Source organism: Haliea sp. E1-2-M8, assembly GCF_030649675.1.
In the GTDB taxonomy this organism is placed as follows: domain Bacteria; phylum Pseudomonadota; class Gammaproteobacteria; order Pseudomonadales; family Halieaceae; genus Haliea.
Genome location: NZ_JAUTDR010000001.1, coordinates 287,348 through 307,704, shown reverse-complemented (window position 1 = coordinate 307,704; position 20,357 = coordinate 287,348). Strand labels below are relative to the sequence as shown.

23 protein-coding genes are annotated in these 20,357 nt (G+C 64.2%); 11 read left to right on the top strand and 12 right to left on the bottom strand.

What is annotated here, in order from left to right; genetic code table 11:
• Positions 1–2 precede the first annotated feature (2 nt).
• On the bottom strand, positions 3–1,352 hold the full coding sequence (locus tag Q6D67_RS01390) for a glutamine synthetase family protein (protein WP_304703723.1): 1,350 nt from the start codon (positions 1,350–1,352) through the stop codon (positions 3–5).
• A gap of 122 nt (positions 1,353–1,474) precedes the next feature.
• Here Q6D67_RS01390 and Q6D67_RS01385 point away from each other — a divergent pair, with 122 nt between their 5' ends.
• The 5 genes from Q6D67_RS01385 to Q6D67_RS01365 all read left to right on the top strand — a co-directional run bounded on the left by Q6D67_RS01385 (position 1,475) and on the right by Q6D67_RS01365 (position 6,048).
• Positions 1,475–2,842 carry an aminotransferase gene (locus Q6D67_RS01385; protein WP_304703722.1) on the top strand — a complete coding sequence of 456 codons (1,368 nt, stop codon included), beginning with the start codon at positions 1,475–1,477 and terminating at the stop codon, positions 2,840–2,842.
• Between the two features lie 25 nt (positions 2,843–2,867).
• Positions 2,868–4,238, top strand: a complete 1,371-nt coding sequence (locus Q6D67_RS01380; protein WP_304703721.1) for an APC family permease — start codon at positions 2,868–2,870, stop codon at positions 4,236–4,238.
• Positions 4,239–4,356: 118 nt separating this feature from the next.
• The gene (locus Q6D67_RS01375; protein WP_304703720.1) at positions 4,357–4,929 is read left to right on the top strand and encodes a nuclear transport factor 2 family protein; all 573 of its coding nucleotides are present in this window, start codon (positions 4,357–4,359) and stop codon (positions 4,927–4,929) included.
• A 65-nt stretch (positions 4,930–4,994) separates the two neighbouring features.
• On the top strand, positions 4,995–5,573 hold the full coding sequence (locus Q6D67_RS01370; RefSeq protein ID WP_304703719.1) for a DUF2878 domain-containing protein: 579 nt from the start codon (positions 4,995–4,997) through the stop codon (positions 5,571–5,573).
• A complete protein-coding gene (locus tag Q6D67_RS01365) occupies positions 5,554–6,048 on the top strand; it encodes a chalcone isomerase family protein (RefSeq protein ID WP_304703718.1) in 495 nt (164 codons plus the stop codon). Before Q6D67_RS01370 ends, Q6D67_RS01365 begins: the two co-directional genes overlap by 20 nt.
• Before the next feature lie 15 nt (positions 6,049–6,063).
• Here Q6D67_RS01365 and waaA read toward each other — a convergent pair whose 3' ends face one another.
• Positions 6,064–7,326: a lipid IV(A) 3-deoxy-D-manno-octulosonic acid transferase gene (gene waaA / locus Q6D67_RS01360; RefSeq protein WP_304703717.1), complete on the bottom strand. Its 1,263-nt coding sequence runs from the start codon at positions 7,324–7,326 to the stop codon at positions 6,064–6,066.
• 133 nt (positions 7,327–7,459) lie between these two features.
• On the opposite strand from waaA, the gene lpxL reads away from it, so the two are divergent.
• From lpxL to Q6D67_RS01335, 5 genes are all read left to right on the top strand, one after another.
• Positions 7,460–8,407, top strand: coding sequence for an LpxL/LpxP family Kdo(2)-lipid IV(A) lauroyl/palmitoleoyl acyltransferase (gene lpxL, locus Q6D67_RS01355; protein WP_304703716.1), 948 nt, complete (start codon positions 7,460–7,462; stop codon positions 8,405–8,407).
• Positions 8,408–8,470: 63 nt separating this feature from the next.
• Positions 8,471–9,376 (top strand): lysophospholipid acyltransferase family protein, encoded by a 906-nt coding sequence (locus tag Q6D67_RS01350; protein ID WP_304703715.1) that lies wholly within the window; start codon positions 8,471–8,473, stop codon positions 9,374–9,376.
• A gap of 74 nt (positions 9,377–9,450) precedes the next feature.
• Positions 9,451–10,287 carry a glycosyltransferase family 2 protein gene (locus Q6D67_RS01345; protein ID WP_304703714.1) on the top strand — a complete coding sequence of 279 codons (837 nt, stop codon included), beginning with the start codon at positions 9,451–9,453 and terminating at the stop codon, positions 10,285–10,287.
• 4 nt (positions 10,288–10,291) lie between these two features.
• Positions 10,292–11,440: a glycosyltransferase gene (locus Q6D67_RS01340; protein ID WP_304703713.1), complete on the top strand. Its 1,149-nt coding sequence runs from the start codon at positions 10,292–10,294 to the stop codon at positions 11,438–11,440.
• A complete protein-coding gene (locus Q6D67_RS01335; RefSeq protein ID WP_304703712.1) occupies positions 11,437–12,774 on the top strand; it encodes an O-antigen ligase in 1,338 nt (445 codons plus the stop codon). The genes Q6D67_RS01340 and Q6D67_RS01335 overlap by 4 nt, the downstream gene beginning before the upstream one ends.
• Here Q6D67_RS01335 and Q6D67_RS01330 read toward each other — a convergent pair.
• Positions 12,749–13,435, bottom strand: a complete 687-nt coding sequence (locus Q6D67_RS01330) for a hypothetical protein (protein WP_304703711.1) — start codon at positions 13,433–13,435, stop codon at positions 12,749–12,751. The genes Q6D67_RS01335 and Q6D67_RS01330 overlap by 26 nt on opposite strands.
• Positions 13,432–14,175 (bottom strand): 3-deoxy-D-manno-octulosonic acid kinase, encoded by a 744-nt coding sequence (locus Q6D67_RS01325; RefSeq protein ID WP_304703710.1) that lies wholly within the window; start codon positions 14,173–14,175, stop codon positions 13,432–13,434. The genes Q6D67_RS01330 and Q6D67_RS01325 overlap by 4 nt, the downstream gene beginning before the upstream one ends.
• 102 nt (positions 14,176–14,277) lie before the next feature.
• Here Q6D67_RS01325 and Q6D67_RS01320 point away from each other — a divergent pair, with 102 nt between their 5' ends.
• Positions 14,278–15,330: a glycosyltransferase family 9 protein gene (locus Q6D67_RS01320; protein WP_304703709.1), complete on the top strand. Its 1,053-nt coding sequence runs from the start codon at positions 14,278–14,280 to the stop codon at positions 15,328–15,330.
• Between the two features lie 52 nt (positions 15,331–15,382).
• On the opposite strand, the gene Q6D67_RS01315 is transcribed toward Q6D67_RS01320, so the two are convergent.
• The 8 genes from Q6D67_RS01315 to Q6D67_RS21700 form a co-directional block, all read right to left on the bottom strand.
• Complete coding sequence (locus Q6D67_RS01315) at positions 15,383–15,793, bottom strand: DUF6165 family protein (RefSeq protein WP_304703708.1); 411 nt, start codon at positions 15,791–15,793, stop codon at positions 15,383–15,385.
• 57 nt (positions 15,794–15,850) lie between these two features.
• Complete coding sequence (locus Q6D67_RS01310) at positions 15,851–16,696, bottom strand: putative RNA methyltransferase (RefSeq protein WP_304703707.1); 846 nt, start codon at positions 16,694–16,696, stop codon at positions 15,851–15,853.
• Positions 16,697–16,706: 10 nt separating this feature from the next.
• On the bottom strand, positions 16,707–17,381 hold the full coding sequence (locus tag Q6D67_RS01305; RefSeq protein WP_304703706.1) for an NnrU family protein: 675 nt from the start codon (positions 17,379–17,381) through the stop codon (positions 16,707–16,709).
• A gap of 61 nt (positions 17,382–17,442) precedes the next feature.
• The gene (locus Q6D67_RS01300) at positions 17,443–17,829 is read right to left on the bottom strand and encodes a hypothetical protein (protein ID WP_304703705.1); all 387 of its coding nucleotides are present in this window, start codon (positions 17,827–17,829) and stop codon (positions 17,443–17,445) included.
• Between the two features lie 150 nt (positions 17,830–17,979).
• The gene (locus Q6D67_RS01295) at positions 17,980–18,708 is read right to left on the bottom strand and encodes a tellurite resistance TerB family protein (RefSeq protein WP_304703704.1); all 729 of its coding nucleotides are present in this window, start codon (positions 18,706–18,708) and stop codon (positions 17,980–17,982) included.
• 13 nt (positions 18,709–18,721) lie between these two features.
• The gene (arsN2, locus tag Q6D67_RS01290) at positions 18,722–19,171 is read right to left on the bottom strand and encodes an arsenic resistance N-acetyltransferase ArsN2 (RefSeq protein ID WP_304703703.1); all 450 of its coding nucleotides are present in this window, start codon (positions 19,169–19,171) and stop codon (positions 18,722–18,724) included.
• 153 nt (positions 19,172–19,324) lie between these two features.
• On the bottom strand, positions 19,325–19,723 hold the full coding sequence (locus tag Q6D67_RS01285; protein ID WP_304703702.1) for an FMN-binding negative transcriptional regulator: 399 nt from the start codon (positions 19,721–19,723) through the stop codon (positions 19,325–19,327).
• A 105-nt stretch (positions 19,724–19,828) separates the two neighbouring features.
• Entirely contained in the window at positions 19,829–20,146 is a 318-nt protein-coding gene (locus Q6D67_RS21700) for a GFA family protein (RefSeq protein WP_370551904.1), read from the bottom strand.
• Between the last annotated feature and the right edge of the window lie 211 nt (positions 20,147–20,357).

Here is a 20,357-nt window from a genome sequence, read left to right as displayed (position 1 = left end):
CACTAGAGACAGGCGTCATACTCCAGCGGGGTAACCTGGCGGTCGAAGTCGTCCATCTCCTGTTCCTTCATCAGGGTCATCACGCGCTGGAATTCGGGGCCGAAGTTGTCGCGGATGAACGCCGAATCACGGAACCGATCCAGCGCGTCCGGCCAGTAGCGCGGCAGGGACAGCGGCACCTGGTCGTAGGCGTTACCCTCGATTGGCGGCGGTGCTTCCAGCTGTTGCTCGATACCAGCGAGCATGCCGGCCAGAATCGCGGTAACGGCCAGGTGGGGGTGGGCATCCGCACCCGCGACACGGTGCTCGATGCGGGTGGCCGCCGGCTGGTCCGTGGGCACCCGCAGGGAAACGGTCCGGTTTTCGTAGCCCCAGCAGGGCGCCAGCGGAGCATGGGTGCCGCGGCGGAAACGGCGGTAGGAATTCAGGTGCGGGGCAAACAGCAGCATGCTGTCGGCCATACTCGCCATACAGCCGGCGATCGCCTGGCGCAACAGCGGCGTGCCCCTGCCGGTGCCGTCGTCGAAGGCGTTGTTGCCCTCGGCATCCAGCAGGCTGCAGTGCACATGCATGCCGTTACCCGCCAGCTCACCGAAAGGCTTGGCCATGAAAGTGGCGAGCAAACCCTGGCTGCGGGCCACGCCCTTGATCGCGCGCTGCAGCATCACCGCCTGGTCGCAGGCGAGCAGGGCGTCGGGGCTATGATACAGGTTGATCTCGTACTGGGACGGCGCGCCCTCCTTGATCAGCGTGTCTACCGGTAGCTGCTGAATCTCGCAGGCATCGCGGATCCCGTGCATCAGTTCCGACATGGACGCCATGGTGTCCAGGCAGTAGGTCTGGCCCGCGTGCAGGCGGCCGCCGACCCGGTCGGTCTGGGTATGGCGGGGTCGACCCAAACTATCGGGCTCCTCCTGCAGCAGGTAGAACTCCATTTCCGTGGCCAGCACCGGGGTCAGGCCCAGTTGCGCGAAGCGGGCCATGATGTTGCGCAGCATGAAGCGAGGATCGAGGACACCGGGGCTGCCGTCGGCCTCGCGCATCGACATCAGCACCTGGGCAGTGGGCCGCGGCATCCACGGCACCCGCACCAAAGTGCGGACATCCGCCTCGCAGTAACCGTCGCCGTCGCCGCCGGTGAACACCCAGGCCTCGATGTCGCGGCCCCAGGTATCGAAGGCGATGGAGCTCGCTGGCAGCTTGACCTCGCCGGCGAAAACCTTGTGGATCTTGTCCCGGGTGATCCACTTGCCACGCATGCCGCCGCCGATGTCGGGGAGCATGACCTCGAAGATCTCGATATCCGGGTTACTGTTGAGAAAAGCCTGCAGGCTCTGCTGCACATCATTCATGGAAAACACCACTTTAGGGGTAATTGCTTCAGCGGGAGGCTGTGCCACACTATTCGGCATCATCATTAAACTACGCTGGCGGTGTGCGCGACTATACCACTTCCGGGTAGATACTCAGGACAATGGACATGACAGCTGATTCGCAAGCACTGCGGGACCTCGACCGCTCCCACCACTTCCACCCGTTCACCGACCTGCGCGACTACGCCGCCCACGGCGGACGCATCGTCAACCGGGCCGAGCACATCTATATTTACGACACCGACGGCAACAAGATGCTGGACGGCATGTCCGGCCTCTGGTGCTGCAACCTCGGTTACAGCCAGCACCAGATCGTTGAAGCCATCTATCGTCAGTTGCAGGAACTGCCCTTCTACAACAACTTCTTCCGCTGCTCGAACCAGCCCGCGGTGGAGCTGGCCCGGGCGCTGGTAGAAATCACCCCCGAGCGCTTCAACCACGTGTTCTTCACCAACTCCGGCTCCGAGGCCAACGACACCAATATCCGCCTGGTACACCGCTACTTCGACCTGCTGGGCAAACCGAACAAGAAACACTTCATCAGCCGCAAGAACGCCTACCACGGCTCCACCATCGCCGCGGGCTCCCTGGGCGGCATGAGCGCCATGCATGCGCAGGTCTGGGGCCTGAACTACGTCCACCACATCAACCAGCCGCACTGGTTTGCCGAGGGCGGCGACCTGTCCCCGGAGGAATTCGGGGTCAAGGTGGCGCGGGAACTGGAACAGAAGATCGACGAACTGGGCGAGGAGAACGTCGCCGCATTTATCGCCGAACCCATCCAGGGCGCCGGCGGTGTTATCGTGCCCCCGGACACCTACTGGCCGGAAATCCAGCGCATCTGCGACGAGCGCGATATCCTGCTGATCGCCGACGAAGTGATCTGCGGCTTCGGCCGCACCGGGGACTGGTTCGGCAGCGACACCTACCAGATCAAGCCCCAGCTGATGACCTTCGCCAAGGCCATCACCAACGGCTACATCCCCCTCGGCGGGGTGATGATCAGCGACCAGATCGCGGACGTGCTGCTGGCCCACGGCGGCGAGTTCACTCACGGCCTGACCTACTCCGGGCACCCGGCGTCCTGCGCCGCGGGCCTGGCCACGCTACAGACCCTGCACAAGACCAATATCATCCAGACCGCCGCGGACAACATAGCGCCGCATTTCCAGCGCCGCCTGCGGGAGCTGGAAAGCCACCCGATCGTCGGCCAGGTGCGCGGCCGCGGCATGTTCGCCGCCGTCGAGCTGGTTCGCGACAAGGGCTCCCGCGAGCGCCTGGCGCCCGACGGCCAGGCCGCGGTCTACTGCCGCGACCGCGCCAACAGCAATGGCCTGATGGTGCGCCAGACCGGGGATGCCATGATTACCGCGCCACCGCTGGTCAGCAGCACGGCGGAAATTGACATCCTGGTGGAGAAACTGCACCAGGCGCTCGATGAAACCGCGGCGCACTATGGCGTCAACTAGCCCTTTCCCCTAGGGGGCAACTGCGATGACCGAGCAGATCGTGCACAGCAAAACCCTGCGCCAGCGCGACATGGTCCTGTTCACCGTCTCCGCCATCCTGCTGCTGGATACCCTGACCGCCGCCGCCTCGGTCGGCGCCCCCAGCCTGTTCTGGTGGCTGCTGCTGGGGCTGGTGTTCTTTGTCCCCTTTGCCCTGATCTGCGCCGAAATGGGCTGCGCCTACCCGCAGCAGGGCGGGATCTACGCCTGGATCCGGGATGCCTACGGCGGCCGCTGGGGCGCCCGGGCGACCTGGTGCTACTGGGTCAATACCGCGGTGTGGATGCCGGCGATCTTCATCCTCTTTGCCGGGGTCTTCAAGCAGATGTTCTTTCCCGATCTCAGCCTGGGTTGGCAGATTGCCATCGGCATCGTCCTGACCTGGCTGGCGGTGCTGGTCAACGTGGTGACCCTGGAGGTCGGCAAGTGGATTCCCAACCTCGGCGCCATCCTCAAGGTTCTGATTTTTCTTGCCATCATTGTCGGCGCGATCATTCACGTGCAGGACCACGGCATGGCCAATCCGCTGACCCTGGAGACGCTGACACCGGACTGGAGCAACAGCATTCACTACATCCCGGCGATTATCTACGGCATGCTCGGGTTCGAGCTGGTCAGCGCCGGCAGTGAGGAAATGCGCAACCCGGCCCGGGATGTACCGCGCTCCATCCTGATCTCCGGTGTGATCATCCTGGTGCTCTATGTCGGCGGCACCATGGCGGTACTGGCCGCCCTCCCCGCCGCCGACATCAACCTGGTGGAGGGGCTCGTCGACACCCTGCAACTGTTCTTTGGCGGCAGCGCGGGGGGCACCGTGTTCGTCACCGTGCTGGGCATCGGCGCCCTCTACACGTTTTTCTCCAACGGCGTCACCTGGGCCCTGGGCTGCAACCGGGCGGCTGCAGAAGCGGCGCTGGAGGGCGAGCTGCCACGCATCTTCGCCTTCGAGAACAAATCCCTGGGCACGCCAATCGGGGCTGCGGTGCTGATGGGTATCGTCAGCACTGTCGTGCTGCTGCTGTACGGCTTCCTGGCGCTGTCCAACGAAGACCTGTTCTGGTCCCTGTTCACCTTCAGCGCGGTTATCTTCCTGTTGCCCTACCTGGGCATGCTGCTGACCTTCCTCAAACTGCGCCGCACGGATCCTCACCACCATCGTCCCTACCGCATCCCCGGCGGCATGCCGCTGGCCCGGCTCTGCGCCTGGGCCTGTTTCCTGGTGTTGGCCCTGTCCATCGTGCTGTTTGTCTACACGCCGGTGGACGGCATCCAGTGGCCGGTGCTGATCGGCGTCATCGTGACCCTGCTGCTGGGGGAAGCGGTGATCCACAGCGCCGAAAAGCACCGCCCGCGCTGAAGCTGGCTGTGGCCGCAACAGTTCTGGCGGCGAGCCTAACTATTCAGCCCCCGGCTGATGACCCCTGCCCGCGCGGCGCTTACACTGCCGACGAATAACAGCCCGGAGGGACAGCACAATGACAACGCAGCGGCAGAAATTGAACAAGAGCACCATGGGAATCCAGGATGGATTGCCCCTGGAGGCTACCGGTACCGACATCGAGGGCCTGCGCCGGGATATCCAGCGGTTGATGGACATGGAGGCCATCAAGCAGCTCAAACACGCCTATTTCCGCTGCATCGACACCGCCAACCTGGACGAGCTCGGCCCTCTGTTCCACGACGACGTCGAGGTTCACTTCATCGGTGGCAGCTACGAATGGAAGGTCAACGGCAAGGCCGACTATCTGGCCAATATCGGCAAGTCCTTCAACAAGCGCTCCGTCGGCCACCACAACGGCCACCAGCCGGAAATCCAGATCCTCAGCGAGACCGAGGCCACCGGTATCTGGTACCTGGCGGACAATATGTGGCTGCTGGAACACAACGCTCTCACCACGGGTACCGCCCTGTACTGGGACCGCTACGTGAAGGTCAACGGCCGCTGGCTGATCCGGGAAACCCGCTACGAGCGTCTCTACGAGATCAATGAGACCCTGGAAAAACCCCCTGCCCTGAGCTCACACTACCTGGGCACTCACGGCAGCTGAGGAGCCGCCTGATCCGGCGCTGGCTGCGGCCCGTAACAAGACCCCATTCCTGAGGTCACACTGGCATGACGCCACCGCTTGCTGACAGCGCCGCCAGCCCCCGGTCCTTCGCCGGCCAACTCGGCGAGAAGCCCTGGTTCAACGCCCTCTGGTTCCAGAGCACCTGGTTCTGCACCGTACTGGGGCGCGACAACCTGCTTGTGGTCAGCCTCGGCCTGATCGGCCTGCACTTGCTGCTGGTGGCGAGGCGGCGCCTGGAGATACGCCAACTGGCCCTGCTCGGCGGGATCGGCATTGCCGTTGACACGGGCCTCAGCCTGGTCGGCGTGTTCCAGTTTGCAGGGGGCGTGCTGATGCCCGGCTGGCTGGGCTGCCTGTGGCTGGCTTTCGCCACCACCCCGGGCCGCAGCCTCGCCTTTCTCGGCGCCCGGCCCTGGTTGACCGCCCTTGCCGGCGGGCTGGTGTTCCCCTTCAACTACTTCGCCGGCTCCCGCCTGGGCGCGGTGGAGTTCGGCTGGCCCCTGTGGCAAAGCCTGCTGATCATGGCGCTGATCTGGTCACTGCTGCTGCCGGCGCTATACTATCTGCAACGGCGCTTGTTCGGTCCTGTGGAGGTTGAGAGTCATGACCCGCTTCCTGGCTAGTCTCGTCTTCGGCCTGCTGGCCACCACCGCATTGGCGGCCTCGTCCTCCCTGCAAATGGTCGGCGAGGCGCGCCTCAACGTGATGTTCTTCTCCGTCTACGATTCTCGCCTGTATACGGAGGACGGCCGCTATCAACAGGACCAGCGTCCCCTGCGGCTGGAGATTGAGTACCTGCGCAAGATCAAGGCGAAAGCGCTGGTAGAGCAGACCGACGCTGAATGGGATCACCTGCAGGTGGCCCACGAACGGCGCGACGCCTGGCTGAAGGAACTGACTGCGCTGTGGCCGGACGTCGGCAAGAACGATGTCATCGCCCTGGAGCTGGATGCGGATAATCGCAGCACCTTCTACTTCAACGGCGAGAAACTGGGAATGATGGAAGACGCCGATTTTGGTGCATACTTCGTCGCCATCTGGCTGTCGCCAGACACCAGCCGCCCGGCCCTGCGCGCAGCCTTGCTGGGCGGGCTCTAGCGGGGTGATGCGACACTAGCGCGGCAGACGGGCCACCACCCCCGTCAGGACATTTTCCAGCGCTCCCCGATTGGCCGCCACGATTGCCAGCGCAGCGCGCCCGGTGCTCACGCGCCGCTGCGGGTCCGCCAGCAGCGACAATACCGCCCGGGCCAGGCTGTCGCTGTCGGCGACCCGGAGCAGTCCGCTCCCCGCTTGCAGCGCATCATAGATAACCTCGAAATTGAACACCTGCGGCCCGGTGATCACCGGCAGGGCCCACGCTGCAGGTTCCAGCGGGTTGTGGCCGCCGCGCTCTATCAGCGAGCCGGCCACAAAGGCGAGATCGGCCGTCCCGTAAAGCAGCAGCAGTTCGCCCATGGTATCGCCGAGATACACCTCCGCTGCCCGGGCATCTGCAGCAATGGAACGCCGGGCCAGCCTGAAGCCGGCCGCAGTCACCTCGTGGGCCACCTGCTCGAAGCGCTCGGGATGGCGCGGCACCAGGATCAGCAGCGCCTCGGGGTACTGTTCCAGCACGCCGCGATGAGCCGCGAGGACCTGGCTATCCTCGCCATCGTGAGTACTGGCGGCGATCCATACCGGGCGGCTCGCGCCCAGGCTATTGCGCAGACTGGCAGCCGCAAGACGCACCTCCGGCTCAATCTCGACATCAAATTTGATGCTGCCGGTCACGGTGACGACCTGTGGCGACGCACCAATGTCGATAAAGCGGCGGGCATCGTCTTCCGCCTGGGCTGCGATCCAGTCCAGACTCGCCAGCATTGGCCGCACCAGGCCACCAATGCGCCGGTAGCCGCGGGCAGAGCGCTCCGACAGGCGTGCATTGACCAGCATGACCGGGATATCGCGAGCCCGGGTCAGGGCGACCATATTTGGCCACAGCTCGGTCTCCAGAATCACCAGCGCCACGGGACGGGCGCGGTCGAGAAAGCGGCCAACCGCGCCCGGCGTATCGTAGGGTGAGAACGCCACTTGCACCCGCTCACCGAACAGGGCGCGAGCCCGGGCTGCGCCCGTGGCGGTCATCGCGGTCATCAGGATCGGCTGGTCCGGGTAGTGCCTGAGCAGGGCTTTGACCAGGGGAGCGGCGGCGATTGTTTCCCCCACCGATACCGCGTGCACCCAGATCACCGGCTGCGCCACGGGTTGCAGGTAGCCCAGCCGCTGGCGCCAGTGGCTGCGCAGGCCTGGATTGCCGCGCCCGGACCACCACAGCTGCAGCAGCACAAAGGGCAGCGCCAGGCGAAACAGCAGGGAGTAGAGCGCGCGCAGCATACAAGTTCCGGCACCGGGGTCAGCAGGCATTCTACCGAAACCCGTGCACTATCGCTGCCGAAGTATTCCCGCCAGCCGCACCCCGGCTGGTAAACTGCGGGCCGGAACCAGAACAGAGTGAGCATTTCGCAAGGTGAGCAAGCGCCGGCAGCAACCCCGCGACACCCGCTACAGCGGCTACCTGCACCCACGCTGGTGGCCGACCTGGCTGCTGATCGGTTTGATGTGGCTGCTGGCGCAACTGCCTTTGCGGGCCCAGTGGTGGCTGGGCACCGGCGTGGGCGAACTGGCCTGGCGCCTGATTCCGCGCCGGCGCCATATCGCTGAGGTGAATATACGATTGTGTTTCCCCGAACTGGATGCGCAGGAGCAGCGCGCGCTGGTGCGCCGTGCCTTCCACTCCAACGGCATCGGCATCCTGGAAATCGGCATGGCCTGGTTTCGCAAGCCGGAGCACTTCCTCAAGCATACCCGCGTGCACGGGCTGGAGCATGTGGCAGCGGCCCTGCAGCGGGGCAGGGGCATCCTCGCCCTCGGCGGCCACTACAGTTCGCTGGATCTCTGCGGCACCCTGGCAACCTCCTTCGTCGATGCCGACGTGATGCAGCGCGACCACAACAACCGGTTGCTGAACGCATTCATGACCCGCGCCCGGGAGCGCCACTACGGCGTGGCGTTGTCAGCCAGGAATCTGCGCGGCCTGCTGCGACAGCTGCGGGCAAACCGCACGGTCTGGTACGCCACCGACCAGGACTATGGTCGCAAAGGTATCGTGTTTGCCCCCTTCTTCGGCATCCCCGCCGCCTCGATCACCGCCACCTCCCGCATCGCCGAGCACAGCGGCTGTACGGTGCTGCCGTTCAGCCACTTCCGCCGCAGCGACGCACTGGGCTATGACATCCACTTCCGGGCACCGCTGGAGAATTTCCCCTCCGGCGATGATCTGGCGGACGCGACCCTGGTGAACGCGACCATTGAACGCGAGGTTCGCCGCCATCCGGAGCAGTACCTGTGGATGCATCGGCGGTTCAAGACCCGCCCCACGCCAGAGGATCCGGACCTGTACCGCGACGCCAAATAGCGTTGCCCGTTCGCTGATGGTAGTTTCTGACCCTGACCTTTCAATCGGAGCTTCGCCCGCCACATGGCACTGTCCCGCGCCCAACTGCTGATCGGCCTGATCCGGCTCCTCAGCAAGCTCAGCCTGCCCGCCGCCCAGCGCCTCGGTCGCACAATCGGTACGCTCGCCAGCTGGCTGCCGACACGTTCGCGCCGGGTCACGGAGATCAACCTGCGGCTCTGCTTTCCCGAGCTCGGCGAGGCAGAGCAGCGGCAACTGGTCGGGGACAGTTTGCGCCACACGGGTCAGGTCGCCCTGGAGATCCCGCTGATCTGGGAATGGCCGGTGCCGCGCTGCCTGGACCTGATCCGCGAGATCGACGGCGAAGAACTGCTGGCGGAAGCCCGCGCCAGTGGCAAAGGCCTGCTCCTGCTTGCTCCCCATTTGGGCAACTGGGAGCTGGCCGGCCTGTATTTTTCCACCCGCTATCGCATGGCAGCACTCTACAGCCCGCCCTCCCTGCCAGGCTTCGAGGATTACATGACCGCCCAGCGCGGCCGCCAGGATTCGGAACTGGTACCCGGCGACCGCCGCGGTCTCGCCCGGCTGATCGGGATCCTGCGGGAAGGCGAGGTTGCGGGCATCCTGCCGGACCAGAGCCCGAAAGGCAGCGGCAGCGCCTTTGCACCTTTCTTCGGCATCGAGATCCGGACCATGACCCTGGTGTCAAAATTGCTGCAGAAATCCGGTGCCACCCCACTGATGACCTGGTGCCAGCGGCTGCCCGATGGCAGCGGCTTCCGCCTGGTGGTACGCCGCTGTGCCGAGGGCATGGCAGCCCCGGATCCGGTGGTCGCCACCAGCGCGCTGAACCGCTCGGTGGAAGCCTGTGTGCGTGAGGCACCAGAGCAGTACCAGTGGGAATACAAGCGGTTCCGCCACCGCCCGCCGGGGCAGCCGAACCCCTACCAGGGGGAACAGCAACCCTGATCGCACGCATCGGCCCGGATGGGGTAAACTCCTTCCTTCACCGGCAACGGTGTGACCAGACACAGGAACCTGCAATGCCCCCCGAGCATATCGGTGTCGTCATCACCACCTACAACTCGCCCCTGTGGCTGGCAAAGGTACTCGCAGGCTACGAACAGCAAAGCCACCGCGACTTTACCGCCATCATTGCCGATGACGGCTCCGGAGCAGAGACCCGGGCGGTTGTCGACCGCTTCCGCGAACGCGGAATCCTGCGCCTGGAACACGTCTGGCAGGAAGACCAGGGGTTTCGCAAGTGCCGGATCCTGAACCGGGCCATCGCCGACACTCCCTGCGACTACCTGATCTTCACCGACGGCGACTGCATCCCGGAACCGAACCTGGTGGCTACCCACCATCGCCTGGCCGCGCCCGGGTACTTCCTCTCCGGTGGCTATATCAAGCTGACCCTGCCCGTCTCCGAAAGCCTGACCGAGGAGGAGATCAGCAGCGGAGTCATTTTCGACCGCGACTGGCTTATCGCCCGCGGTCAGCCTCGCAGCCACAAGCTGTGGAAGCTGCTGCGGAAACCCTGGAAACAAAGCCTGCTCAACCGCATCACACCTGCGGCGGCAAGCTGGAATGGCATGAACAGCTCCACCTGGACCCGTGACCTGGTGGCGGTCAACGGCTTCAACGAGGACATGCAGTACGGCGGCCTGGACCGGGAGCTGGGCGAGCGGCTGTGGAACTACGGCCACAAGTCGCGCCAGATCCGCTACAGCACCGTCTGCCTGCATCTGGATCACGCCCGCGGCTATGCCAAGCCGGAAATCTGGGCCAATAACCGGGCCATCCGCAAGGCGGTAAAGCAGAACCGGAGCTGGTGGGCCAGCAACGGTATCGTGAAAGCCGCCGCGGCGGATAGCTGACCCCGTGCGTACCCTGGTTATCGTCCACAGCCTGAAGATGGGCGGCATGGAGCGGGCCGCGGTCAATCTCGCCGACGCCTTTGCGGCGGCGGGCCACGACAGCCATCTGCTGGCCTGCCGGCGCCGACCCCGGACTCTGGCGCCGGAACACCCCGGCGTCATCGTGCACTACCATGACCAGCAGCGGGCACTGTTGGCATCGGTCGTCGGTGTTCCGGTGTTCCTGCTGTCGCGACTGCTGCTGGGGGTGATCCTGCCCCGGTCTCACTTCATCTGGGTGGGCTGGCTCAGCGGCTGGCTGTTGCGGCGCAATATTCGCGGGCTGGAACGGGAATTCGGCGCTTTCGACCGCATCATTTTTCGCGGTCTGGGCACCTACAAGTACTTCTGGTCCTGGCGGGACCCGCGCTGCGTGTATGTGCTGGAGAACGTAATCCATCACGACCGGCCCCTGTGGCAGAAAAAGCTCGAATGGCGGCTGGTATTTGCCGGGCGCCATCTGGTTTGCGTCTCCAGCGGTGTCAGGACATCCGCCGAGGCGGCGTTTGCGCAGGGCGGTATCACACCCGCCAGCCTGCGCGTGATCACCAATCCCTGCCCGGTCGAGCAGATCCGGGCGGCGGCCGCGGTGCCGGACCCGGACCTGCCGCAGCAACCCTACATCATCAATGTCGCGCGGCTGGTGCCGCAAAAGGGGCACGCGCTACTGCTGGAGGCCTATGCCCTGTGTCGGCCGGAGCAATTGCTCGTAATTGTCGGTGATGGCGAGCTGCGTCCGGCACTGGAAGCGCAAGCCGAGAGCCTCGGCATTCGCGACCGGGTCCTGTTTGCAGGGCAGCGCAGCAACCCGTTCTGTTGGATGGCCGGCGCGGATCTGTTTGTGCTGGCCTCTGCCTACGAGGGGCTGGGTCTGGTCCTGACCGAAGCCCTGGCCTGCGGCACGCCCATCATTTCCGTGGATTGCCCCGGGGGCATACGCGATGTCTTCCGCGGCGAGTCCGAGCGCTACCTTTGCCCGCGCACCGCGCCGGACCTGGCCGCCCTGATAGAGGCTACTCTCGCGCAACTGCCGCGGAAAGTCGGGGAAGACTGGCTGGCGCCCTTTGACCCGGACACCATCGCCCGCCAGTTCCTCGAGTTCCCCGCAACGTGACCGGAGCCGATACACAGCGGGAGACCCGCGCCGACAGCGGGCTGGCAGTGCAGGCCTATCGCTGGCTGCAGTGGCCCTGCCTGCTGGCCATCGTGGTGTTCGCCGCCGCGGACCAGATTCTGCCCCAGGTCGGACACATCGCCCAGATAGTTTTCATCCTGCCCGCGCTGGTGCTGCTGCTGGCCGGCGTACGTCCGGGGATTCTTCGGGTACCCGCATTGTTCATGCTTGCGGCCCTGCTGGTGCAGCTCTCCAGCTGGTGGTTTACACCCGAACTCGTTGGTTACCAAGTGGAGGCGTCACCCAAGCTGGACCGTCTCGCCCGCTGGATGCTGTTCCTGTTCATGGTCTTCTGGCTCACGGGCCGGCCCGAAAGCGTTAAATACATGTGGCTGGGAGCGATCGGGGGCCTGCTGCTCTCGCCCTGGATTACCGGCGGTGGCCAGGCCGAGATCCTGCGCGGCCTGGCGGGCGAGCGGGTCGATTTTGGCCTGCGCAATGCCCAGCACACGGCGATGTTCTTTGGTGCCGGATTTCTCGGCCTGTATGCGCTGTTACTCTCCCGGATTGCGCGGGGCTCGCTGCCCCGGCTGACCACGGGGCTGATTGCGCTGTTGCTGCTGCTGACCGGAGCCGGCGTCATGCTCACCCAGACCCGCGGAGTCTGGCTGGGGACGGCCATTGGGGTCGTTGTGATTTCCCTGCTCAAGGTGCGCATGCTGGCTCGCCGCCGGCAGTGGACCGCGGCCCGCGGCTTACCGATCCTGCTGGCTGCCACCGCGCTACTGACCCTGGCGATGGTGCTGGCAACGCAGCTGTTGGGCAAGTTCGAGCAGGGGCGGGGCACGTTCGAGCAACTGGAGAGCCTGGAGGTGGAGGCGCTGCAATATGACGGCGTCGGCATTCGGGTGCGTTCATGGGTCTACGGCGTGCCCTGGATATTAGAGCGACCGCTAACCGGCTGGGGCATCCAGGGCAGCCACCTGATCAGCCAGCGTTCCGAGATCCTTACCCCGGAGCTCAGGTTGATCTATACCCATCTGCACAGCAGCTACCTGGACCTGGCCGCCCAGTACGGACTACCCGGCGTACTGCTGTTTCTCGGGTTGATGCTGTGGCTGCTGCTGCGGTCGCGACAGACCTGGCAGCAGCAGCGCATGCCCGATGCGGTATTCCTGTTTATCGCCGGCTTCACCGTGTACTGGCTGATCATCAACCTGTTTGAGGCCTACATGCTGTATTCCAGCGGGCGCTACCTGCTCAACCTGGTGATCGCCGGCGCCCTGGCCCATGCAGCGCCGGCCGCAGTCAGTCGAAACGACGCTGCTCGGTGATATTACGCTGCGCCCGCTTGTGGGCAAGTCTGCGCTCCCAGTGTGCGATCGCCGCCCGGAAGCGCACCGGGTCCCAACCTGCCCCCACCCCGGCGGGACGCGCACCGAGATAGGCAGCCAATAGCGTTGCAACCATTTCCTCATCCGGCAGCCTGGCCGCCACATTGGCCAGGTTCAACCGGGCCCGTGCCGGCGACAGGCCTGCGCGATAGACCCGAATATCATCTTCGTCCACAAACGCCAGTACATCGTTGTCCCCGAGCATGAAGTTGGTCAGGTTGCAGTCCGGTTGCAGGATGCCCTTGTTATGCGCATCTGCCAGGCTGCGCCCCAGTACCGCGACCAGCGCCAGCTGCCGGGTCCGGGAGGGCTCTTCCGTAAGCACTGCCCGCAACGATCGATAGTTTTCAAGGAAGGCCGTGGCAAAACAGAAACAGCGCTCCGCCGCGAACCAGCCCGAATACACCAGCCCGGGCACCGCTGCCCCCGCCGCGCGCAGGCGGCGCCCACGATATTGGGCGCGCAGCCAGTGGAACAGCCCGAACAGCGGCCGGCGGTAGCACTTGATGGCCGCGGGGCGGCCGTCGACCGTGCCGCGATAGGTCAGGCGGGTACGGCGGGTATTCGCGTGCAGTTCCTGCTTCAGCACCACGCTGGTCACAACGGCCGCCCGGGCTGGCCGCCGCTCGCCGCATAGGCCTGCAGTAACTGCTGCCAGAGCTCCTCTTGCCGCTCGGGAGGAAGCACACGGCAACGCTTGGCCACCGAGCGCCGCAGGCGCCGCAGGTTGGATTGTTTCCAGCGGGCCTGCGGCCCGCTGCCAGGGCGCAACCGACAGCGGTCGAAGTCGATCAGCCACAGATCTTCGCCTGCCTCCAGGATGTTGTCACAATTGAGGTCAGCGTGGTCAAGGCCGGCGTCGTGGAACCTGCGCACCAGCTCTCCGACCCTGGACCACAGATCGACCTCACCAAGGGCCGGGGACTCCGGCAGTGGGTGAGCCCGCGGTATCCGGCGCAACAGGATGGCGCCCTGCCAGAACAGCAGGCCGCTGCGGCGGGCCAGCGCCGCGACCGGCTCCGGCACCGGCAGGCCGCGCGCACGCAGTTGCAGCAGCAGGCGAAACTCGCGCAGGGAGCGGGTATTGTTGAAACCGGTGAACACATAGCTGGCGCGGGACAGCCGCGCCACCAGGCCGCCGCGGAGATACCGCCGCAGCACGAATTCGCCCTCGCTGGCGCTGATATACCAGGCGCCACCGCGGCCCCCGGAAGCTACCAGGCGGGCGCGATCACCCCAGAATCCCGGGTCCAGCCAATCGCCGGTGACAGCGTTGAACGCGGGATTGCACAGCAGGGCTGAGGAACCGGTGATAAGCGCTGCTTCGGTACTGCTGTTCAAGCGTCTGGCACCCCGATCGCGCTACCTGAAAGACTTGGTTAGAATGCCCGCAGTGTAACAACGATCACCACTTCGCCTCCAGCCAAGCATACGGAGGCCGCAATGGAACGCCGCTTGCTGAACTCCGTCTGCATTCTCCGTATCTCCGCCATCGGCGATGTCACTCACGTCGTCCCGGTGGTGCTGAGCCTTCAGCAACAGCGGCCTGGCATCGAAATCACCTGGATTATCGGCAAGGTGGAACACAAGCTGGTGGGCGACCTGCCCGGCGTCGAGTTCATCGTGTTCGACAAGAAGTCGGGCTGGTGCGGGTACCGGGAACTGCGCGCACGATTGCGGGGTCGACGCTTTGATGCCCTGCTACACATGCAGGTGGCGCTGCGGGCGAACCTGGCCGCCGCCCTGATTCCGGCGCGGATCACAGTCGGCTACGACCGCGCCCGCAGCAAGGACCTGCACCAGCTGTTCATCAACCGGCGGATCGCCGCCGCGCCGCGCCAGCATGTGCGCGACTGCCTAGCCAGCTTTCTGGAGCCGCTGGGGCTGGAAGCCGCGGCGCCGCTGTGGACGATTCCGCTCGCGGCTGCCGACCATGAGTTTGCCCGCCGCCACCTGGACCCGACGCGCCGCAGCCTGGTGCTCAGCCCCTGCGCCAGCCACACACTGCGCAACTGGCGGGCGGAACGCTACGCCGCCCTGGCGGACCACGCGGTGCGCCAGCACCACATGCAAGTGCTGCTGGTGGGGAGCCCGGCGCAATCGGAGCAGGAGATGTGCGCCGCGATTGCGGCTGAAATGGCGGAACCCGCGCTCAACCTCTGCGGCCAGGACACCCTGAAGCAACTCACCGCGCTGCTCACCCATGCCGACCTGCTGGTAGCCCCGGACACCGGGCCCGCCCATATTGCCAGCGCCGTAGGCACTGACGTGCTGGGCCTGTACGCCGCCAGCAACCCGCTCCGCTCGGGCCCCTATCGCTCACTGGACTGGTGCGTGAACCGTTACCCCGAGGCGCTACAGCAATTTACCGGCAAGAGCGTGGATGAGACGCGCTGGGGAGCGAAGGCGGAATTCCCCGGCGCCATGGACCTGATTACCGTAGAGGACGCGACCGCCATGCTGGACCGCTGGGTCGCGGCGCGGGAGCACGGCTAGGCGCCCCCGGCTAGGCGCCCCCGGCTAGGCGCCCCCGGCTAGGCGCCCCCGGCTAGCTGGTCTGCTTCGCGGTGTAATCCTGGTAGGACTTCTCTTCCACAAAGCGCGAACCGAGAGCCAGGTTGATGTCCTTCTTCAATTTCGCACGCTGGTCGTTGGTGACATACACCGCCCGCGCCAGCTCGATGAAGCGCGGCCCAAAATCCTGCACCGCCTCCTGGTCACGAATATCGTCCTCGATCACCCACAAGGATTCATTGACCGCCTTCAACTGCTGGCGCAGCTCCGAGATCGCGGCCTGATCCGGCACCGCCTCGTCCCAGGTCTGGCTCAACTCGGCCAGCTCCAGGCGCACATTCTTTACTTTGGCGGGGTCGGCAATACGCTCGGACTTGATTTCGAGGATGGTGATCTTGTCCAGAACCTCGCCGAAGGAAACCGGGACGGTGATGACGTCGGCCATGATGGTATTTGCCCTTTCGCTGCGATAAAAACCGGTGATTCTAACAGGAACGGGCGCTCAGGCCATGAGTCGGAGCCTGGTCAAGCGCACATCCACGGTCACCGCGAGCCGGGAGCGCTCCAGCAGCTTCTCCTTGCCTGCGGCGCTGGCGCGATACAGGTGCGGGGTCATTGCCAGCAGATCCGCTATCATCTGGCTGTCTGCCAGTATCATGGGGTAGGTCACAGACTCGACCGCCACCCGGGTGAAGCCCTCCGGCACGGCAGCCTCCTCACTAACTACCGGTTTCAGCGTCGGGTAGATGATCTCGCGCAACTCCTGCAAGTGCGCTGGGCCGGGATCCGCCAGCAAGAGCTCGCCGCCGGGTTTCAGCACCCGGGTAAACTCGGGGTAGACCGGGAAACCGAACAGGCACAGCACTCTGTCGATACTCTGCGCCGGAACCGGCAGGCGCGCGTTGCTGGCCACCACCCAGGTCGGGCGCGGGTCGGTCCGCGCAGCGGTCAGCACCGCCCATTTGGAGATATCGAGTCCCAGCAGGGCAAGAGACTGCCGGAGCCCGGCGGCCGCCGCCAGTTGCCGCAGGTAGTAGCCTTCGCCGCACCCCGCATCCAGCAAGCTCGCCGGCGCATCGGCCGGCAGGCCCTCCAGTGCCGCCCGCGCCACCGCAGTGGCCAGCGGCTTGAAGAACCCAGCCTCAAGAAAGCGCGCTCTGGCCGCCACCATCTCGCGGCTGTCGCCGGGGTCCCGGGAGCGCTTGTTCTGCACCGGTAGTAAATGCACGTAACCCTGACGGGCAATGTCGAAACTGTGGCCGGCGGCGCAGCGCCAGGTGGTGTCGTGGCGCTGCAGCGGGTCGCCGTCCAACGGGCAGAGCAGCGAATCGAATCCGGTGATCGTCATGCCGGCCGGTTCAGCGCAGCGGCACGCCAGCTATCCAACCATGGAGCAAGTAGAAGGCCGCGTACAGCGCTAGGCCAGCGGCGAAGGCCACCCAGTTGAGATCGCCGAGCGCGAGCCGGGCCCGGCCTGCGATGAGCGCGGCGAAGGGGATCATTGAGGTGCTCTGGTAAAAGGCCTGCCAGTCCGTATCAGGGGCGCGGCGGCGTCGGGCATCGATGGCCAGCATGCCCAGCCCGCTGACCAGGCCGATGGTGCCCGCAAGAATGAGCGTGGCAACATCGCCATTGGCCAGCACATGGGCGATGGCCCACAGCAGGAAGGCCCACTGTACCGGGTGCCGGGTGATGCGAAAAATCCCCGCGATCTCCTGCCTGACCGCCGAGGCCATGCCCACCGAAGTGGGATTCTTCGACAGCAGACCCATCGCCAGCAACACCGAGGAGACCAGCATCAGGGCCGCGGCGAGCAGGTGCAGCCCGCGCGAGGGATGCCAGAGATAATCGTGATGAGGCACCAACGCATAGGCGTAGATCATCAGCCCCAGGGTCACCACCGCCACCAGGGAATAGAGCCCCTGGTAGAGCCCCTCCCCCAGAGAATTTACCAGCACACCCCGCAGCGGAGTGCCGGAGACGCCCAGGTGGGTTGCCAGAAAGGCGAGTGCGGCGATGGCGAGCAGTTCCATGAGATTCCCCCTGTTGCGGACAATGGCGGCCCGGGCCGGTTTTGGTGTCGGGCGCCGACCACTATTGACCCACTTTCTTGCGAATATGGTCAATGACGGCGCAGTGCTCCACCTGGGGGCTGAACATCACAATGTTGGTGTCCTCTTCCGCCCTGACGCTGTGCCCTGGCGGCCAGTAGAACAGGTCGCCGGTTCTGGAGGTCTCGGTGCTGCCATCGGAATACAATGCGGTAATCGCGCCATCGACCACATAGCCCCAATGCGGGCTCTGGCAACTGTCGCCAGCCAGGCCGTGCAGTAGTTCGGTGATATCGGTACCGGCGCCGAAGGAAAAGTATTCCGCACCCAGCTTCCCGTACCCCGAGACATCGCCGAAGTCGCTTTGCTGCCGGGCGGTGGCACCGGGGACGTCAATACGGACGGGGATATCATCTTTTGCTATGCGCATGACACGCTCCTTAATTCGCGGATTGGCGGAGTCCCATGAAACCGCCGCTAGTGGCCGCTTGGCGGCGCTGACCAAGGAGAGTAGTCCAATTTGCCCACATTTGCCCGGATACCGAGCCGGCACCAGAGCTGGCGTGTTTTGGCGGGGCGTTTAGCCATTGCTCTGCAGCTGTCGATCAAGCTCCCTGGCCATGGTGGGCTCAAACTCCAGGGCGGTCGCAAGCTGGTCCAGCCAGGCGCGCTCCAAGGGATTTTGCTCGTCGATGATCGCCGCACTCACCAGATACATCTCCCGCCGGGCCTGCGGGGAATCCGCGGCGCGCGCCAGGACCGAGGCGTCCAGTGGCGCGTCGAACTGCTGCTGGATCCAGGCATGCAGCTCATCATCCGGGCCGAGTTTTTCAATTTCCTGCGTCAGCAGGGTGCGCTCGCTGCCATCGACGTGACCATCGGCGCGAGCCGCCATGATCATGGCCTGGAGAATTTCCAGGCCGCGTTGCTCCTGGGCCTGCCCCTGCAACTGTTCCAGCGGTTGGCCCTGCTGGGCAGCTGCCCCTTGCATTTGGGCACCATGCTGGGCGTTGGCCTGATGGTTTTGGTAGGCCTTCCAGGCCAGTGCACCCACACCCGCCAGGGCACCGTACTTGAGCGCTTTCCCACCCATCTTCCGGCCGCGTTTGGAACCCAACAACAGGCCCAGGGCGCCACCACCCAGCAGGCTCTTCATATCGACTCCATTACCGCCTGAGCTCTGTCCGCCTTTGAATTGTGAGCGCAGCTGGTTCATCAGATCGTTACTGCCAGCGCTGTCTCCCGGGTTTGTCGACTGCCCGCCGGAAGCCTGCTGCATGATCTGGTTGAGTAGTGACATTGCGTTCATTCACGTTCTCCTGCTAATCATTCTGACGTTTTGCGACCAATACCTTACGCATGAATGCGGAGGCCGCCGGACACAGCTCTCTGAACTCAGCCGTAACAGCGATGGAAGTCGGCGCCTCGTCCCTTGCGATGGACTTATAGCCCAGCCGGACAAAAAATTCATCCGCCGTTGTCGTGAGCAGGTAAAGGGCTGTGATGCCACGCGCTACTGCCCACGCCTCAGCCTCAGATACCAGGTGCTGCCCCAACCCGGCACCGCGAGCGGTCGGGGCTACAGCCAGAGAGCGTAGTAGTCCCTCCGTACCGGAAGCTTCAATGCCGACCACACCCAACAACTGACCATCTTTTTTGCGTGCGCCCAACAAGCTGAGACTGGCCTTGCCGGACAAGTCTGACACGGGGAGCCCCGCCTCCAGGAGCAGGGCTTTGACTTCTGCATCAAGCTCGATGAGTTCTGTTTTCATCCTGTAACGTGCCTGGCAGAGGTGACAATTGCCTCTACCGGCAGATATTCCGCTTGTAGCGACGAACCAGCGTCTCCGCGGAAACGCTCGCCGGTTATAAATGACATCAAAAATTGTATCACTCGGAAATAAGACGTCCGCCGTCCGCCCGGGTTAATCGATCAACCTGGACATGGCAAGGCTATGTGCCCCATCGCCCGCCTCAAGGCCGGCCTTCACTCCCGCCCTGTTTCGCTCGGGCTGGTTCTGGCTTGCTTTCAACTTCCCTGTCAGAACTCCGATTGTGATTTCTATTCCTACAATAGCCTGCACCAGACTCCCTGTGTAATCCGAAGGCGCGTCATCCATTCGCTGCCATACCTCGTTCTTGCGAGCGACATGGCACTGCAGGGTACCCAGCGACTCATCCTCCCCACAGTCGAGAAGAAAGGGCACGTGATGTGCCTCAATCCCGCTGTCATCGGCGAAGATTAGCAAGCCAAAACCATACTCGCGGATATACTGTTGAAGCATGGATGTGTCGTCGATTTTGAAATGGTCAGGAACGTACATTGTCTATGCCTCTTGCCTGGACAACTCGAAGACCGTCAACAACGAGCTCATAAGACCGACGTCGTTTGCTGTGATGTGGTGAATGGCTACAGGCATGATGATTCCTCACAACAGTGCATTCCTGAACGCGTCGATTGCTTCTTCCCTGGTAGAAGAGTTCCAGTCGAGCTCGGCTTTTAGCAGCGAGATCACCCCGGCTTCGTGACTCTTGTCACACCTGAAACCTTTTTCATCCATCAGCTTTAACGTGGAGGCTTTCGCAAAAGCCACTGTCGCGTAGTCTGCACCGTGAGCCTTTCTACAAAACCGACAATGGCAGTTAAATATCTGTTCCGGAATTATTTCGACTTCATATCTAATATCTGCAGGCAGCTTCCTTGACCATATCAACTGCCCGCCTTTTCCACTACCGGCACACGCCACGGCGGGTTCAGGCGATTTTCCCCCGCCCAGTAAAGTTTGATCTTGTTCCCCGATGGATCATGTAACACCGCCTCACGCCAGAGATAATCCGTATCCGTGGGTTCCTTGGCCAAACTCGAAACCTTTGGCCTTTAATTTCTCGACGAGGTCGTCGAGCTGCTCACGCTCGAAGTAAATGACGCTGCCGCCAGGAGCAAACTGCGCCGCATTG

What these genes read in the sequence shown, in the direction of transcription:
- Q6D67_RS01390 (WP_304703723.1), bottom strand. Translation starts at nt 1,352, where the DNA reads ATGAATGATGTGCAGCAGAGCCTGCAGGCTTTTCTCAACAGTAACCCG.
- Q6D67_RS01385 (WP_304703722.1), top strand. Translation starts at nt 1,475, where the DNA reads ATGGACATGACAGCTGATTCGCAAGCACTGCGGGACCTCGACCGCTCC.
- Q6D67_RS01380 (WP_304703721.1), top strand. Translation starts at nt 2,868, where the DNA reads ATGACCGAGCAGATCGTGCACAGCAAAACCCTGCGCCAGCGCGACATG.
- Q6D67_RS01375 (WP_304703720.1), top strand. Translation starts at nt 4,357, where the DNA reads ATGACAACGCAGCGGCAGAAATTGAACAAGAGCACCATGGGAATCCAG.
- Q6D67_RS01370 (WP_304703719.1), top strand. Translation starts at nt 4,995, where the DNA reads ATGACGCCACCGCTTGCTGACAGCGCCGCCAGCCCCCGGTCCTTCGCC.
- Q6D67_RS01365 (WP_304703718.1), top strand. Translation starts at nt 5,554, where the DNA reads ATGACCCGCTTCCTGGCTAGTCTCGTCTTCGGCCTGCTGGCCACCACC.
- waaA (WP_304703717.1), bottom strand. Translation starts at nt 7,326, where the DNA reads ATGCTGCGCGCGCTCTACTCCCTGCTGTTTCGCCTGGCGCTGCCCTTT.
- Q6D67_RS01350 (WP_304703715.1), top strand. Translation starts at nt 8,471, where the DNA reads ATGGCACTGTCCCGCGCCCAACTGCTGATCGGCCTGATCCGGCTCCTC.
- Q6D67_RS01345 (WP_304703714.1), top strand. Translation starts at nt 9,451, where the DNA reads ATGCCCCCCGAGCATATCGGTGTCGTCATCACCACCTACAACTCGCCC.
- Q6D67_RS01320 (WP_304703709.1), top strand. Translation starts at nt 14,278, where the DNA reads ATGGAACGCCGCTTGCTGAACTCCGTCTGCATTCTCCGTATCTCCGCC.
- Q6D67_RS01315 (WP_304703708.1), bottom strand. Translation starts at nt 15,793, where the DNA reads ATGGCCGACGTCATCACCGTCCCGGTTTCCTTCGGCGAGGTTCTGGAC.
- Q6D67_RS01310 (WP_304703707.1), bottom strand. Translation starts at nt 16,696, where the DNA reads ATGACGATCACCGGATTCGATTCGCTGCTCTGCCCGTTGGACGGCGAC.
- Q6D67_RS01305 (WP_304703706.1), bottom strand. Translation starts at nt 17,381, where the DNA reads ATGGAACTGCTCGCCATCGCCGCACTCGCCTTTCTGGCAACCCACCTG.
- Q6D67_RS01300 (WP_304703705.1), bottom strand. Translation starts at nt 17,829, where the DNA reads ATGCGCATAGCAAAAGATGATATCCCCGTCCGTATTGACGTCCCCGGT.
- Q6D67_RS01295 (WP_304703704.1), bottom strand. Translation starts at nt 18,708, where the DNA reads ATGAACGCAATGTCACTACTCAACCAGATCATGCAGCAGGCTTCCGGC.
- arsN2 (WP_304703703.1), bottom strand. Translation starts at nt 19,171, where the DNA reads ATGAAAACAGAACTCATCGAGCTTGATGCAGAAGTCAAAGCCCTGCTC.
- Q6D67_RS01285 (WP_304703702.1), bottom strand. Translation starts at nt 19,723, where the DNA reads ATGTACGTTCCTGACCATTTCAAAATCGACGACACATCCATGCTTCAA.